The sequence below is a fragment of the Nocardia fodinahabitans genome, assembly GCF_052983615.1.
Window position 1 is genome coordinate 6,883,984 of record NZ_JBRJJC010000001.1, and the last position, 14,406, is coordinate 6,898,389.

The 14,406-nt window shown below is 66.1% G+C and carries 12 protein-coding genes and 1 pseudogene; 1 reads left to right on the forward strand and 12 read right to left on the reverse strand.

All coding sequences use genetic code 11. The features are described 5' to 3' along the window. Position 1 precedes the first annotated feature (1 nt). From NV348_RS32400 to NV348_RS32425, 6 genes and pseudogenes are all read right to left on the reverse strand, one after another. Positions 2-1,281 (reverse strand): annotated as a pseudogene (locus NV348_RS32400) (MSMEG_0569 family flavin-dependent oxidoreductase). Further along, positions 1,278-1,595, reverse strand: a complete 318-nt coding sequence (locus NV348_RS32405; protein ID WP_447150283.1) for an MSMEG_0570 family nitrogen starvation response protein — start codon at positions 1,593-1,595, stop codon at positions 1,278-1,280. The pseudogene NV348_RS32400 and the gene NV348_RS32405 overlap by 4 nt, the downstream one beginning before the upstream one ends. Further along, positions 1,583-2,512, reverse strand: a complete 930-nt coding sequence (locus NV348_RS32410) for a carbon-nitrogen hydrolase family protein (protein ID WP_447150284.1) — start codon at positions 2,510-2,512, stop codon at positions 1,583-1,585. The genes NV348_RS32405 and NV348_RS32410 overlap by 13 nt, the downstream gene beginning before the upstream one ends. Then, a complete protein-coding gene (locus NV348_RS32415) occupies positions 2,509-4,032 on the reverse strand; it encodes an MSMEG_0567/sll0787 family protein (protein ID WP_447150285.1) in 1,524 nt (507 codons plus the stop codon). The genes NV348_RS32410 and NV348_RS32415 overlap by 4 nt, the downstream gene beginning before the upstream one ends. A gap of 1 nt (position 4,033) precedes the next feature. After that, on the reverse strand, positions 4,034-5,092 hold the full coding sequence (locus NV348_RS32420) for an MSMEG_0568 family radical SAM protein (protein WP_447150286.1): 1,059 nt from the start codon (positions 5,090-5,092) through the stop codon (positions 4,034-4,036). 9 nt (positions 5,093-5,101) lie between these two features. Continuing rightward, positions 5,102-5,641: an MSMEG_0572/Sll0783 family nitrogen starvation response protein gene (locus tag NV348_RS32425; protein ID WP_447150287.1), complete on the reverse strand. Its 540-nt coding sequence runs from the start codon at positions 5,639-5,641 to the stop codon at positions 5,102-5,104. 818 nt (positions 5,642-6,459) lie between these two features. Here NV348_RS32425 and NV348_RS32430 point away from each other — a divergent pair. Further along, positions 6,460-6,750: a hypothetical protein gene (locus NV348_RS32430; protein ID WP_447150288.1), complete on the forward strand. Its 291-nt coding sequence runs from the start codon at positions 6,460-6,462 to the stop codon at positions 6,748-6,750. A gap of 302 nt (positions 6,751-7,052) precedes the next feature. Here the strand turns inward: NV348_RS32430 and NV348_RS32435 are convergent, their stop codons facing one another. The 6 genes from NV348_RS32435 to NV348_RS32460 form a co-directional block, all read right to left on the reverse strand. Then, entirely contained in the window at positions 7,053-8,150 is a 1,098-nt protein-coding gene (locus tag NV348_RS32435; protein WP_447151205.1) for an MCE family protein, read from the reverse strand. Positions 8,151-8,681: 531 nt separating this feature from the next. Further along, positions 8,682-9,503: an SDR family oxidoreductase gene (locus NV348_RS32440; protein WP_447150289.1), complete on the reverse strand. Its 822-nt coding sequence runs from the start codon at positions 9,501-9,503 to the stop codon at positions 8,682-8,684. Then, entirely contained in the window at positions 9,500-10,702 is a 1,203-nt protein-coding gene (locus NV348_RS32445; RefSeq protein ID WP_447150290.1) for a cytochrome P450, read from the reverse strand. The genes NV348_RS32440 and NV348_RS32445 overlap by 4 nt, the downstream gene beginning before the upstream one ends. Next, positions 10,692-12,260: a bifunctional 3-(3-hydroxy-phenyl)propionate/3-hydroxycinnamic acid hydroxylase MhpA gene (gene mhpA / locus NV348_RS32450; RefSeq protein ID WP_447150291.1), complete on the reverse strand. Its 1,569-nt coding sequence runs from the start codon at positions 12,258-12,260 to the stop codon at positions 10,692-10,694. Before mhpA ends, NV348_RS32445 begins: the two co-directional genes overlap by 11 nt. Next, on the reverse strand, positions 12,250-13,188 hold the full coding sequence (locus NV348_RS32455) for a fumarylacetoacetate hydrolase family protein (protein ID WP_447150292.1): 939 nt from the start codon (positions 13,186-13,188) through the stop codon (positions 12,250-12,252). The genes mhpA and NV348_RS32455 overlap by 11 nt, the downstream gene beginning before the upstream one ends. Further along, a complete protein-coding gene (locus NV348_RS32460) occupies positions 13,185-14,324 on the reverse strand; it encodes a VOC family protein (protein WP_447150293.1) in 1,140 nt (379 codons plus the stop codon). Before NV348_RS32460 ends, NV348_RS32455 begins: the two co-directional genes overlap by 4 nt. Positions 14,325-14,406 lie beyond the last annotated feature (82 nt).

The window sequence follows — 14,406 nt, forward strand, 5'->3', positions numbered from 1 at the left end:
CCTACGCGATGTTCATTCGAGCGACCTGCAAGCAGTCGTTGGTGGCCGCCAATTCCTCGACGCGCCCGACGATTTCGTCGGCGAGGAACTCGGCGTCCCTGGCAACGGCCGCGAACCGGCCCGAACCCCAGGTGTGCAGCCACGGCAGGCCGAGGAAGAACAGGCCGGGTGCGGTGGTGACGCCGCGGTTGTGGCACGGATGGCCCTCGCCGTCGAAGACTCCGACGCGTAGCCACCGGTAGTCGGTGCGGAACCCGACCGACCACACCACCGAGGTGATGCCGGTTTCGGCGAGATCCAGTGTGGTGACCTCACTTTCGGGACGCCACACCGGGACGTAGCGCGGTTCCTCCGGTGCGTCGATACCAGCGCGGGCGATGTAGGCGTCGATCGAATCCTTGATGCTCTCGGCGACGGCATCGGCGGAATCGAGCGATTTCGCCAGTGTCGGTGCGAATCGCAATGTCGCGCCGTCGAAGTCGAGCAGCCTGCCGTACAGCGACATGCCCTCCACTGCGAACTGGCGCAGGTCGATATCGCGGCCGCCACCGCGACCTGTCACATAGTGATTGGTGTTCTCGCGTTTACCGAGTCCACCCGGCTGATCCTCGATCGGCAGGTCGTAGTGCCCCATGTCCTGCAGCCAGGCCACGCAGTCGCGACCACGGTAGAACCGTGCCACGCGCGGTGCGTCACCGGCGACCAAGTGCACCTTGCGGCCGTCCAGGTGCAGGTCCTCGGCGATCTGCGCGCCGGACTGACCGGTGCCGACCACCAGCACCTCGCCCTCGGGAAGGGCGGCGCTACTACGGTATTCGACCGAATGTAGTTGCTCGACAGTCGGTGGCAGCTTCTCCGCGTAGCGTGGCACGATCGGCTCGTGGTAGCCGCTGGTCGCCACTACGACCTGGTTCGCGCGCAGCGGGCCGTCGCTGGTGTCGATGTCGTATCCGCCGGCTGCGGCTTGCCGGACGGAGGTGACCGACACCCCCTCCCGGACCGGAGCGTTGAATGTGTCGGCGTAACCTCGCACGAAGGCATACACCTCGTCACGCTTCATGAATCCGTCGGGATCCGGCCCGCTGTAGGGATAGCCGGGCAGTACGCACTGCCAGTTCGGTGTCACCAGGGTGAAGTTGTCCCAGCGGCTGTCGAGCCATTCGTGGGCGATGGTGTCGCGCCGAGCACGACATGGTCGATGCCACGGCGAGTCAGGTGCCAGCTGATGGATAGACCGGCTTGGCCCGCACCTATCACCACGACCTCATGTTTGGCGATCATTGTTGTCCTCCAACGATATTCGAGACGATCGGCGGGGGCGCCATCGAGACGACGCGGGTGATCTCGAACGGCTCGAATCGTGCGGCCGTGCGCTCGATCGCGGCCAGCTGATCGGAAGCGGAGGTGCAGTAGAAGCCGAACTTCGTGCGCACCCGCTCGCTCGCCTCATTCAGGGCCGTCCTCGTGCGAGCGACGAATTCGGCGACAGGATAGGACTTTCCGGCCTCGAGGTGGTCGTGCATCACCAGCGACGGCGAATAGCACGATTGGTGGGTCCCGTTCGGCCACTCGACAACGAAAGTCATCTCAGGCATGGGACGGCTCCAATTCCGCCGCGCCAGCCCGGCTGACCAACGACGCCGTGTTCGCGAATCACACTGTGGTACAGGTCGGGACGACGGTCCCGCAGGTTGTACATGCCGCCGCCCCGCGCCAGTCCCAACACCTCGTCGACGTCGACCGTCGCGGTGGCCAGACCCGGCTCGACGCCGGTGGTGGCCAATACGTCCCCGCCGGGTCCGACGATCTTGGCGCTGCACACGAACCGCAGCGATCCGAAGGTGCCCGCCTGGTTCGAGGCCACCCACACCAGCTGGTTCTCCACCGCGCGGGCCTGGTCGAAGATATCGAAGCGCCGCTTCCACCGATCGTCTTCCAGATTCGGCACGGTCTGGGTACGGGCGGTCGGCCAGGCCGACAGCGAGGTGATGATCTCGGCACCATCCAGGGCGAGTGCCCGCGCGGCCTCCGGGAACGCCTTGTCGTAGCAGATCTGCATACCCATCCGGCCGACCGGAGTATCGAAGACCTTGTACTCGGAGCCAGCTGCGTAGCAGAGGTTTTCGCCGAGCGGCTGATGAACCTTGCGGTAGGAGCCGAGGATTCCGTCGCCGGAGAGCGTGGCCGCCGCGTTGTAGCGGGTGTCACCCGCTGCCTCGCAGAAGCCGAGGGTGACCACCAGATCTCCCGCCATATCGATCACGCGGCGTAACTCCGGACCGTCCAGCGTGAGTGCGGGCGGCAGGGCACGCAGCCTGCGCTCTCTGGCTTCATCGGGCTCGTCCCCGCCGCCCAGGCTGGGCAGATACCCGCCGAGGCAGGCCTCCGGCAGCACCAGCAGGCGGCTGCCGCGTGCGCGAGCCTCCTCGATGAGGCGAGCGATGGTGCGATAGCTCTGTTCCATATCGCGGCCGAACTCTGCGGCGGCCACGGAGATCGTGAGGTTGTTCATGATTCTCCTAATCCGGTCACGGTGCTGTGCACCGCTCGCGTCGTGATGCCGTCCGGCCAGCGCAGCCGGACACCAGGGGTTGAGACGAGTCGTCCGCAGACCGCCGAGTCGGCCGGTGCAGGCGGCGCGATCGGCGCACCGGGCCGGTCGGCGGTGATCATCGCGTAACCCGGGAAACAGGTGAGCCATTCGGCGAATGCGGCGGTATGGGGACGCGGGATTCGCGCCACATCCAGCTCGGCTCCGAGGCCGCTGGCCTCGGCAAGCATGCCGGTGGTGCCTGCCAGCCCGGCCATGCTGACGTCCTTGGCCGCAGCAGGGGCGGACCGCGCCACAAAGCCGGCCAGTGCCCGCAATTCCGCGCCGCTACGTCGTGAGGTGGAATCCCATTGCCGGCCGTGATATCCGGGCCGCCAGCCGCCCGCGAGGTCGGCGGTCAGCCGCAGCTCATCACCGATCCTGCCGCCGCCGCCCCGCACAGGGGCGGCGGCGCGGCCGAGTGCCGTAACCGACAACGACGGCGGCACCGACACTTGCGTATGCCCGCCCAGCACTGGCACATCCCATGCCTCGGCGGCGCGAGCCAGCCCGCGAATCACGCGAGTCAGCAGTGAATGGGTCGGCGCACCGACCGCGTCGAGCAGACCGATCGGGGTGGCGCCCATGGCCGACAGGTCATTGATATTGACCAGCACCGAACACCAACCCGCCCATTCCGGATCACGTTCCACCATCGAGGGGAGGATGGCGTCACATGCCGCGATGAGGTCGCTGCCCGGCACCGGGGCACCATCGTCCCCGCGAAAACCCTTACCGCCGAGGCCGAGCGGCGATCCACGCAGCGGCGCCAGCGTCTGCGCGAGCAGCGACTTGGTGGCGCCGACCAACCGCTCCACCCGGTCGATCGGCCACCGCATCCAGGTGTGCTCGACGCCGCCGATCACCTTGTCCCCGAGCCGGATCCAGCCCAGGCGGGCGAACATGGGCTCGTACCGGGTCTGCACGGTGGCCTCGAACCGCAGCACATTGTGGCTCTCCGCGTAGGCACACGCGGCCGACACCAGGGCCGGACCGACCCCAGCGGCACGGCACTGCCGGTCCACCACCAGCCTGCTGCCGGTCCACCATCCCAGATCCTCGTCGGTCGCCGGAGCGAGGCGCACGCCGCCGAGGACGATGCCGTCGGGATCCAGCGCGACCAGTACCTGGGTGCGCGGATCGTCGTCGATGTCGTCGGCGTCGCTGCCCGCGAACAGTCCCTGGTCCATCACGAATTCGGCGCGTCGCAGTGCCCGGTAGTCGGTCAGTTGCCGCCGATTGGCCGGTTGGATAAGGAAATCCGTTGTGCTGGAACCGTTTGCCGACACACCGGACAGCAGGCACAGGTCGGCTGTTCCGTCGCCCAACGCACCGTCGATGGGTTCCCTGCCTGCCCGCGCGTCGAGGAGTTTCACGCTGGGCCGCTTGTCGCCCGGCCATCGCACCGCGAGGAACGTCGCGCTATCGGTATGGCTGTTCATCTCAGCCGCCCGCATTCTGCAGGACGCTGCACGCCCCACAAGCGGCGCAGCCGGCGCGCTGGTCCGCGCCGACCATCCCGGCCCGCTGTAGTTCCTTGGCCACCCGATCGGTGACGTCGGCCAACAGCTGCGGCGTCGGTGCGGTCGCGCCGTCCACGTCGACGGCCAGCGTACCCACCAGCGGCCGGAACGGCACCACGAACGGGTAGACGCCCATCTCGATGAGTTCGGCTGCGCCGGAGACCAATTCGTCGGGGTTCTCGCCGAGTCCGACCAGTAGGTAGGTCGAGACCTGGTTACGGCCGAATACCCGCACCGCCTCCGCCCAGGCCGTCCGATATTCGCTCAGCGGCACCGTGGCCTTACCCGGCATCCACCGCTTACGTACCTCGTCATCGAGCGATTCGACGTGGATGCCAATGGAATCCGCGCCCGCCTCGCGCAACTCGGTGAGCACGCGCGGCTCGCCGGGCGGCTCACACTGCACCTGAATCGGCAGGTCCGGCACGGCCGCTTTCACCGCCCGCACACAACGGGCCAGATGGCGAGCACCGCGGTCCTTGGCCGCCGAAGTTCCGGTGGTCATCACCATCTGCTCGACACCGTCGAGGCGAACCGCCGCCGCCGCGACCTCGGCGAGCTGGTCGGGCCGTTTCACCGCGATGGTGCTGCCCGCGGTAAGGGAAGCCTCGATGGCGCAGAACCGGCAGCGCTGGTCCTCGCCGTACCGGATGCAGGTCTGCACCACCGTGGTCGCCAGCACGTTCGAGCCGTGCAGTTTGGCGATCTTCTCGTAGGACACCCCATCGGCGGTAGCCAGGTCGTAGAACCTCGGCCTGCTCACGGGCTCGATCTCGATGCCGATATCGGTGCCGGAACGCAGTAGCCGGTTGCCCGCCACCACGAAGGGGCTGTCGGAGCGGATCGGAACGGCGGCGCCGATGCCGTCGATGAGTACATGACCGTCGTCGCTGGGGCCCGCACCGGAACGGCGCCCCACCGGCACCTCGGCGCGAACGCCGAGCAATGCCAGCTCGACTCGAGTGGACAGACCTGTCATCGGGTCACCTCACAGCTGATAAGTGGAATTGATGATGGCGCCCTTGCGTGCGTAGTGGATCAACGCGTCCTGGACATCCAGCGGATGTGCTGGGATGACGCCCTCGATGAGGTCCTCCTCGCGGGCACCGTGCAGGGCGAGCCCGAATCGGCAGGCGAACACCTTGCCGCCCTCCTTGATGAAGGTCGCGAGCGCCTCGTTGATGTTCTGTTCGCCCGGGAAACCGCTGTCTCCGGTGGTCGGAAAGCCACGTGTGGCAACGGCATTGATGGCACCGGGACCGTAGAAGTAGATCGCCGAATCGAAGCCCTTGCGCAGCGCCCTGGTGGCCTGCAGGATCGCCACGAAACTCACCGACGACTCGTGCGCGATGCCGTGCACGAGCGTGAAGTACGTTTCGCCCGACTCCGCCTGGTAGTCGGGGAAGATCTTCGTCGCACCATAGATATTCGTGCCCTTCGGCAGCGCGGGGTGCGGGACCTCGGCGAGGGATTTCTGAATGTTCGCCTCGATGGCCTTGTCGATCTCGGCGATGGTGGGTGCGGACACGGTTCCTCCTGGATGTGCTGACAGCGGCCGAGGCTTCGGCCTCGGCCGGAAGCCTCGGCGCGGGCGAAGCGTTGAGAAAGTGATGTCCGATCCCGTGTCTGCGATTGCAGTGGATCGGATAAGAGAATTTCACGTGTGAACGATTGCTGATTGGTTTCGTCCAGAACAATTGGGAGTTAACCGGATCTCACAGTGATCGCGACCAAGCGATGCCGAAAGGGGTTCGCCTACAACATAATTCAATGATAGGCACGTTCTACGGCAGAGGTTCTCGGCGGACGACTTAACACCGCGAAACATGTGTCCCCGTTTTCGTCGGATACGAATTAACCACCAGAGCACGGATTCGCTCCGGGCGGTCACGGCGCAGAAACTTCGCGGCAACGATGTCCTCCGGTGCACAAAGATGCCCCTCCACCAGGAGCCTGATCGGCCGATCCACCACATACCGGCCCCGTGCGATACCAGGCTCGGCGATCGAGATGAGCTCGGCCTCACCCCCGGGAGACGCACGAAAAAAATAGCCCCGGTCTGATGACTGGGGTCCATGGTGTCGCGTTGTGTTCCGGGCAGCCTTCGTGCCAGCGTGGCCAGGAACCTGGGTGTCATGACAGCGGGAGTGCGACAAGGTCTTCGGCCGATTCGTCGGCCCGCCCTGCTGACGCCGCTGTTGCTGTGGGGATTGTGGTGCTGTGGCGCGTGAAGGGGCTGCGCTTCTCGCTGTTCGGCAGGTATTGACGACGTAGCGTCTCGAATGGTGTCAAGTCGGTTTCCTCTGGTCGTACGGCGGCTCGGTGATGCAGCGACGGGCGGAGCGCGTGAAGATCGCTCCTGGCGGTTGTTGGGACGACGTACACGTCCTGGAAGACGTGTACTGGGACGCCGGCACCGCCCGGCTCCTGCTCCGGCTGCTCCGCGACCGCGCCCGCGGGCCGGTGTTCGTCACCCACCGCCGCCCCGGACCCGGAAAAGACCTCGCCGACCGTGACGTCTGCCCTGACATCGGACTCGCTCGGCTGTCTTATGACCAGGCCCGCGATCTGCTCGACGCCGCCACCGCCACCGATGGGCCCGGCACCGGGGTCGGACCTCCACGAACTCCGGCCTGACACACTTCGGCGAATCCGGCGCAAGCCTGCTCGAACTGATGGCCAAATCACGGCACCGCAGCGTCGAGACCCTTCGCCGCTACTTCAAACCCTCACCCCAGGCCATGCGCGAACGCACCAGTGTGATCGGCCCGGGATCCACCCGCACCCACTGACCAGCAGCTACGTCCCATCTGCCCGAAATTCGGCCGGCACTACGACGACCTCGGGAAGGCCCCACGAGAGGCCGGTGGTGGTCGTCGGCGCGCTTGGCGACCCAATTCGAAACGGCTACACCGTGGGTCGACCGGGAGCCCGGCGAGTCAACCGATCTTCGTCAGTCCCAGCAGTGCGGCGGTCAATCCGTAGTCCGGACCGAAGTCCTGCATGTTCCCGGAACGGCAACCATCAGACTTCATCTGGATCCGCTCACAGAACACGCTGACGACCTCGCCGGAGAGGGCGGTCCCGATCAATGCGTGGGTGCGCATAAATTTGTCCTCGTGGTCCATGGCGCCGTCGATGTTCTGCATCAGCAGCGGCACGATGTCGGCGATCTCGACCATCGCGCCCGAGTTCGCGCGCAGCTGGTTGGTGACGTTGATCAGCCCTGTCAGCGATTCGGAGAGGGTGTCCGCGTGCTCGCCGAACGTGGTCGAGGTGTTGGCCAGGAACTGATCGAGTTGGTCGAGGGTGGCCTGCAGACCGGGGGCCTGCTCGGCCAGCAGACCGGACATCGCGGTCACCCGGTCGCTGAAATCGCGCACCGACTGGTCGTTGTCGGCCAGCATCGTCGTCAGCTCGTTGAGCTTGATGATGATGTTGGAGATCGCGTCCTTGTTGTCGATACCGACCTTCAGCGCGCTCGACAGCGCGTCGAGGGTCTCGCGGATCTTCTGGCCGTTGCCGTTGAGCACCGGGTAGAGCACCCGGCCCGAGAGCGGGCCCAGCCCTTCCTGACCCGGCTCCGGCTTGAGCGAGGCGGAGAACTGGTCGATGGTCTTGATCATCGTGTCCAGCTCGACCGGGGTCCTGGTGCGCGCCTTGGGCAGGTGCTCACCGGACTTCATCGACTCACCGCCGGTGTAGGGCGGGGTGATCTCGATGTGGCGGTCGGTCACGATCGAGGGCGAGATGATCGCCGCGATCGCTTCCTTCGGGATCTTCACCCCGCCGTCGATGGTCATGTGGACCTCGATGTAGGTGCCCTTGGGAATGATCTTGTCGACTTTGCCGACCGCCAGGCCGAGGACCATGACGTCGTTACCCGCGTATATCCCTGCGATGTTGTCGAAGTCCGCGGTGACCTCGGTCGAGCGAGCGAGTGCGTCATCGGCGGAAAGCGGGGAACAGCTCGCGATCACGGTCGCCGCGGCTGCGGTTACAAGAATGCGGAACGGTCGGTTCACGGTGTTGTACAGGAGCCCCACGGTGCGTTCCTTTCGGCCGTCGAAGACACGCGTACTTCGGCAGTCGCGTCCCGGGTCATTGAACTGATGAAATAGTCACAGGTGATGATTTGTTCAGTCAATGAACCTGGGGACTCCTCACAACGGTGTGTGGTTCGCGCTTGTGATGTCGATGGACTTCGCGCCTCCGGCCGGCGCGCCATCCCGAGTGACTCTCGGTCGACGGTGTGGTGAGCGTGAGCGTGGCCGCCGCTGACGGGTCGATCAACCTCGGAACTCAGCGGATGCTGGTTCGGTGACGGAGTACGCGGTGTCCCAGCGCGAGGCTGCCACACGCCGATCTGGCTCTCGGCGGACGACGCAGACAGCAGCGGACGCCGCACTCCCTCGCGCTGCGCTGATCGACGCGCGGTGGGGTGTGTACTACGACGGCCGACCGACAACGCGGTCGGTGGGGTCCGCGATTCGCTGAGCACTCGACCCAAGCAGGCCGGGTGTCCCGCTCGGGTCGCGGCTGCGTGCGGTCTGCCTCGGCGGGAACACCTACGGCACGCGTCGGGTTCGAGCGGCGCCGACGCCGTATGTCTTGGCCATGACGGCCTCGATTACTCTGCGCGGCAACAATCTACGGGCCAGGAATACTGCCGCTGCATTGCTGCCGACGGCATAGAGCGGTAACGTCTGCTCGGCTTCGATAGCTTCGAGCACGGTGCGGGCGACTTCGTCTGCCGATGTTCCCTGGGCTTCCTTGGCGTCGAGGACGGCGATCGCGGAGGTGAACTGTTCGAAGTAGGGGGAGTCGTTGCTGATGTACTTGGTGCGGCGTCCGGACAGCCCGGTCGCGATGGAACCTGGTTCGACGGTGGTGATCTCGATTCCGTACGGCCTCAGTTCATACCGTGCGGCGGTCGCGAAGCCTTCGAGGGCCGCCTTGGTTGCGACATAGGACGATCGGTAGGCGAGGGGGAAGCTCGCGAGCATCGACCCGATGTTGACGATCCTGCCGCGACGCTGCTGTCGCATCCCTGGCAGTAGTAACTGAGTCAGTTCGACGGCACCGAAGACGTTGAGCTGGAACAACCTCTGCACCGCATCCATCGGTAGCTCTTCGAGCGGTCCGCATTGGCTCTCACCGGCGTTGTTCACCAGTACATCGACAGCTAGGTCGTCGAGCGCGTCGATGAACCGGGCGATCGAGCCACGATCGGTGAGATCCAGGTCGCGGTAGCCGACGCCGGGCACGGGATCGGCCACGGTCGAACTGTCGCGGCTTGTCCCGAGCACGCGGTAGCCGCGAGCCACCAAGGCGGTGGCGACGGCCCGTCCAATTCCGGAGGACGCCCCGGTGACGATCGCTGTCTTCATGCCGACCTCTTGTCTGCTGGGACGAGCTCGAGCGGAAGACGTTCCAGCCTGCGAATGATGTTGTTGACGGCCCACTTCGGTGTGCCGACCAGCTCGATTCGTTCGACACGATCGGCCAGTGCCCGCAGAATCGACGTGGTTTCGAGCCGTGCCAGCGTCCGGCCCGCGCAGCCGTGCACACCCCAGCCGAAGCCGAGCTGGCGGGCCGCGTCGCGGGTGATGTCGAAGGACTCGGGCCGATCCCATTCGGCCGGGTCCCGGTTGGCAGAGGCGAAGAGCACCAGTACGCGGCTTCCACCCGGGATCTTCACCCCGCCGATGTCGGCATCGCGTGCGGCCGTGCGAGAGAACGCGCGCAACGGCGATTCGATCCGTACGACCTCGTTGACGGCATGGGGTATCAGTCCCGGATCCGACCGCACGGCTTGCCACTGCCTGGGGTTCTGTGAAAACAGGTAGAGCGCACTCGAGATCGCGCCGATGGTGGTGTCCAGCGATGGGGCCAGGTAGTCGATCATGAGTGCCGGGCACGACTTCTTATCGATCCTGCCCTCGTCGGCGGCGCGGAAGACGTCACTGCCCATGCTGTCGTCGAGAACCGATCGATCGCGCGCGACACGGCGGGCGAAGGCCAGCATCTCGGAGGCCGCCTTGGCCGCGCCGACGGAGTGCCGGTTGATCGGCCCCATCGAGTCGAACGTCGCACCGGCCCAGCGCAGCAATTCCTCGCGCCCGTCGTGCGGCCAGCCGATGAGATCCGGGACCACCGAAAGTGGCAGTGCGGTCGCGAGATCGTCGACCCCGTCGATGCGGATGTTCGCCAACGCCTTGTCCACGACGCTTTCGGCGCAGCGCTCGATAGTATCTGTCACTTCCCGAAGTGCCCTCGGCGTCAGTCGGTGTGCGAGAACGGACCGTTTGGTGGTGTGCTCTTCTGCGTCGCTGTTGAGCGTGGTGCCCCGGCCGAGGCGGTTGGTAACGGGGTTCAGCGACACCCCGTTACCGGAGACGAAGGTCGCGTCGTCCCGGAGGACGGCCTTGCACTCGGCGTATCGGGAGATCGCGAAGACGCGCTGGCGCGACAGCCACACCACCGGGCCGGCCGCGCGCAGTGCCGCATAGTGCGGGTACGGATCGAGGATCGCCTCGGTATTGAAGAGATTCTCGCGATACCGCGGGATGGAAATGTCAACCGCCATGGGAACTCCTGCGCGTGGAAGTGGTGGACAGAGCGGGGCAGCTCGGTACGCGAGTGTGGAGGGCGGGGACCGATCGGGAGGTCGCCAGTACGGTCTTGTCCGGTCGCACGATCGCAGCCGTCGCGCGTCCGCGGCGCAGCCATTCGCCGAGCTCGGAGGACGCCGGTACCGCCAGGATCGCGGCGCCGCGTCGGTCGAGTTCGGTCCGCTGTTCGCGGGTGAGCGGGGTGGTCGCTAGGAAGAGGAAGCGTCCGGCGGCGATCTCGTCGACCCGCGGGCCGCCGTCGACGACGCAGTTCGGACACAGCGAGCCGGCTAGGTCGAGCGGCTGAATCGCTTGTCGCGTAACGAATATCGACCGGGACAGGCGCGGGGTGGCGCTGTCGGTGACCTTGGATCTGAGGAGAGGAACGTGGCCGAGGAGCGGCGCCATCCGCTTGCGGACCATGTCACCCGCCGCCGCCCCACTCGTCATCGCCCGTCCGACGGCGACGGCCAGGCCGATCATCGATGTGACGTGCGGTTTACGTTCGGATTGATAGGTTTCGAGTGCGTCGTCGGGCAGTGTGGCTCTCGAGAAGGCGGCCAGTTTCCAGATCAAGTTATAGGCGTCCCGGAGGCCCGCGCCCATGCCCTGCCCGATGAACGGCGGGGTGAGATGCGCGGCGTCACCGAGCAGAAAGATCCTGCGGTCCCGCCATCGGTCGACTACTTGGGCGCGGAAGGTGTACTCGGTGGACCGGATCAGCGTCAGCTCGGGATCTCTCAGCTCGCGCAGCCAGGGGGACACGAGCGGCTCGATGGTGTCGAGCGTGGCGTACTGGTCCGCGGTTTCGTCGTCGCGGAGGCGGAACTCCCAGCGGTAGCGTGACGCGCCGATGCGCATGTACGTCGCGGCGCGTTCGGGATCGCACACCTGGTGGACGCCCTCCCACTGCCCGAGATCGGAATCGGTGGCGATGTCGACCACCAGCCACCGCTGTTCGAAACCCAGGTCGCGCATCCGCGAACCGATCGACGCGCGCACGACGCTGTTGGCGCCATCGCAGCCGAGGACGAATTCCGCTGTGACAGCTCGTCGTTCACCTGTCTCGGTATCGCGGTACCGCACGCGAGCGCGATCACGCAGATTCGCCACTTCGAGCACTTCGCACCCACCCCGTATCTGCACGCCCTCCGTCGCGGTCAGCCTGGACCGCAGCACGCGCTCGAGATCTGGCTGGTCGAACATGTTGGCCGGCGGGAACCCGTGCGGCATCCGGTCGGGGTCGCGGTCGAATTCCGCGAGCGTGGTGATGGCGGAGTCGACCAGGCGAAGGCCGCGGCCGGGACGGGAGATTCCTGCGAACTCGTCGCCGAGTCCGAGGTCGGCCAGTATGCGGTACACCTCGTCGTCGAGATGCACCGCTCGCGGCTGCGGGTACACCTCGTCCCAGCGATCGACGATCAGGCATTCGATGCCGTACCGCGCCAACAGTAGTGCGGCGGTCATGCCGGTCGGGCCCGCACCGACGATCACGACCGGGAAGTGCTCGACCCGGCCTCGATCAGTGCCCATGCCGCACCGTCGTGCGCTGAACGCCGAGGTCGAGCGCGCCGTCCGGGGTCGAGACGGTCAGCTCCACCACATCGCCGTCTTGCAGGTAGCGCGGGTTCGACGCCTGCTTGTCGAAGAAGATCTTCCACTTGAGCGCGGGCGGTACCAGCGACCCGAGGATCTCGACGGGCTTGGCGGGAGCCTTCAGGGCCGTTCCGCCGGGGGTGCCTGTCAGCAGTAGATCGCCCGCGTCCATGCGCTGGAATCGGGTGAGGGCGCGCAGGGTATCGAGCGGGCTGTAGATCATCTCTGCCGCCGTGCTGTGCTGGCGCACTTCGCCATTGACACGCAGCGTCAGGCAGAGGTCGTGGAATCTGTCGAACTCACCCGCCTCGAGCAGCAGCAGCACTGGGCCGACCGGTGTGAATGTCGGATACGATTTGCCCTCGTAGAACTGGGTTTTGGGCAGTTGCACGTCGCGGGCGGACACATCATCGGTGATGACCAACCCCGTGACGAAGTCGCCGATGTTCGAGCTGTCGAGTTCGGTGCCGACGGGCAGCGTCGCGCCGAAAACGAGCCCGATCTCGATTTCGTAGTCCAGCAACCGCACGTGCGCCGGTTTGACGATGTCGTCCTCGGGACCGCTGATGGACCCGGACGACTTGCGGAAGAACGTCAGCGGCACGGTCGCCGGGTTCATCCCGGAATCCTTCACGTGCGACACGTAATTGGTCATCTGCGCGACGACCCGACACGGCGTGGTCACGGGGGAGATGAGCGTCAAGTTCTCCACCGGCGTGGTGTCGCTGCCGCTGCGCGCTGCGGCGATCGCGGTTCGGTCGGCCAGCAGGTCGCCCGTGGTCGTGGCGTCGGTGTCGATTCGGACAGCGCCGTCCGGGGTCAGTACCCACCATGCGTCGGCGGTACGCAGCACGGAAATGCTCATGAGTTGGCTACTTTCAGCAGGCCCCGCAAGCGCTGGGCGTCGAATTCGTTGTCTCGGTGCAGCGAAGAGAAGATGGACCGGAGTTCCCGCAGCGATTGGCGGCCCGGTGCGATGCCGAGGAAATCCTTGGTTGCCGGTGGGCCCCATTGCGCCAGCCCCGAGGCTGTCATCGGCGCCCATCCCGGTTCCAGCGAGCTGTCGAACAGGTCGCCGTCACTGAAGTGCTCGACGAGGAAACCGTCGGGATCGCGCCAGTAGTCGAAGATCTGACTGCCCTGGATGTGCCGTCCGATGCCCCAGGATCGGCGATATCCGCGTTCGGCCAGGAACTCGCCACCGGCCGCGAGCGCGTCGAGGTCGCACACCTGATACGCCGAATGCACGTATCGATCCGAGGGGCCGAGTGTCATGGCGAGGGTGTGATGGTCGGTGGGGGTGCTCGCGCGATCGCAGCGGATGAAGGCCATCACCGGCCCGCGTTCGCGCTGCCCGTCGTAGTACAGGAAGTCGCTGACGATGAGTCCGAGATGCTCGAGGTACCAGTTCAGGTTCTCCAGGTAGCGGGTGCGCGAGAGCACCACATGGCCGAGCCGCTCGACACCGGCAGGCACGCGCGGTGGCCGCTGCGTCGCATTGACCCGCGCAGCGGAGTCACCGACATTGAGGGGGTGGGCAGGCTGCCCCGGCAGCTGCGGCAGCTGGCGCGCGCCGTCGGCCACAACGCGCACCGTCTTGCCCCCCGGATCGTGCAAGGTGACGCCGATTCCGCCGATGCTCTCGGGCAGTCGCTCGACGCGATGACCCGTCACCTCGGCGAGCCTGAGCACGTCGGAGTCCTCGGTGGCCAGGAACGCGGCGCCGACGAAGCGGGTGCGATCTCCCTTGCGGATGATCACGCACGCCGTGCCTGCCTGCGTGCCGCGCAGGTGGATCTCCTCCGAGGTGCGGTAGGCGACAGAGAACCCGAAGGCCAGCGCGAAGGCTTCAGCCTTCAACAGATCGGGCTTGCGGAACTCGAGCCAGGCGAGGTCGGCGACCTTGACGATCGGATTCCTGGCACGGCCGGGGTGCTCGCCCGGCAGGGCGCCCTGATCGACGTGCAGGTCGCGATGTGTGTCGCTGCGGCCTTCCGGCATCTCTCGACTCCTCCTCCGCGTGCGGTGATGTTCTGACGATATCGTCATCTATGACTGTATGATCAGTCAAGGGTTCTGAAGG

Coding starts and splice junctions, on each gene's coding strand:
- NV348_RS32420 (WP_447150286.1), bottom strand. CDS start 5,092: ATGACAGGTCTGTCCACTCGAGTCGAGCTGGCATTGCTCGGCGTTCGC.
- NV348_RS32440 (WP_447150289.1), bottom strand. CDS start 9,503: ATGAAGACAGCGATCGTCACCGGGGCGTCCTCCGGAATTGGACGGGCC.
- NV348_RS32460 (WP_447150293.1), bottom strand. CDS start 14,324: ATGCCGGAAGGCCGCAGCGACACACATCGCGACCTGCACGTCGATCAG.
- NV348_RS32455 (WP_447150292.1), bottom strand. CDS start 13,188: ATGAGCATTTCCGTGCTGCGTACCGCCGACGCATGGTGGGTACTGACC.
- NV348_RS32405 (WP_447150283.1), bottom strand. CDS start 1,595: ATGCCTGAGATGACTTTCGTTGTCGAGTGGCCGAACGGGACCCACCAA.
- NV348_RS32410 (WP_447150284.1), bottom strand. CDS start 2,512: ATGAACAACCTCACGATCTCCGTGGCCGCCGCAGAGTTCGGCCGCGAT.
- mhpA (WP_447150291.1), bottom strand. CDS start 12,260: ATGGGCACTGATCGAGGCCGGGTCGAGCACTTCCCGGTCGTGATCGTC.
- NV348_RS32445 (WP_447150290.1), bottom strand. CDS start 10,702: ATGGCGGTTGACATTTCCATCCCGCGGTATCGCGAGAATCTCTTCAAT.
- NV348_RS32415 (WP_447150285.1), bottom strand. CDS start 4,032: ATGAACAGCCATACCGATAGCGCGACGTTCCTCGCGGTGCGATGGCCG.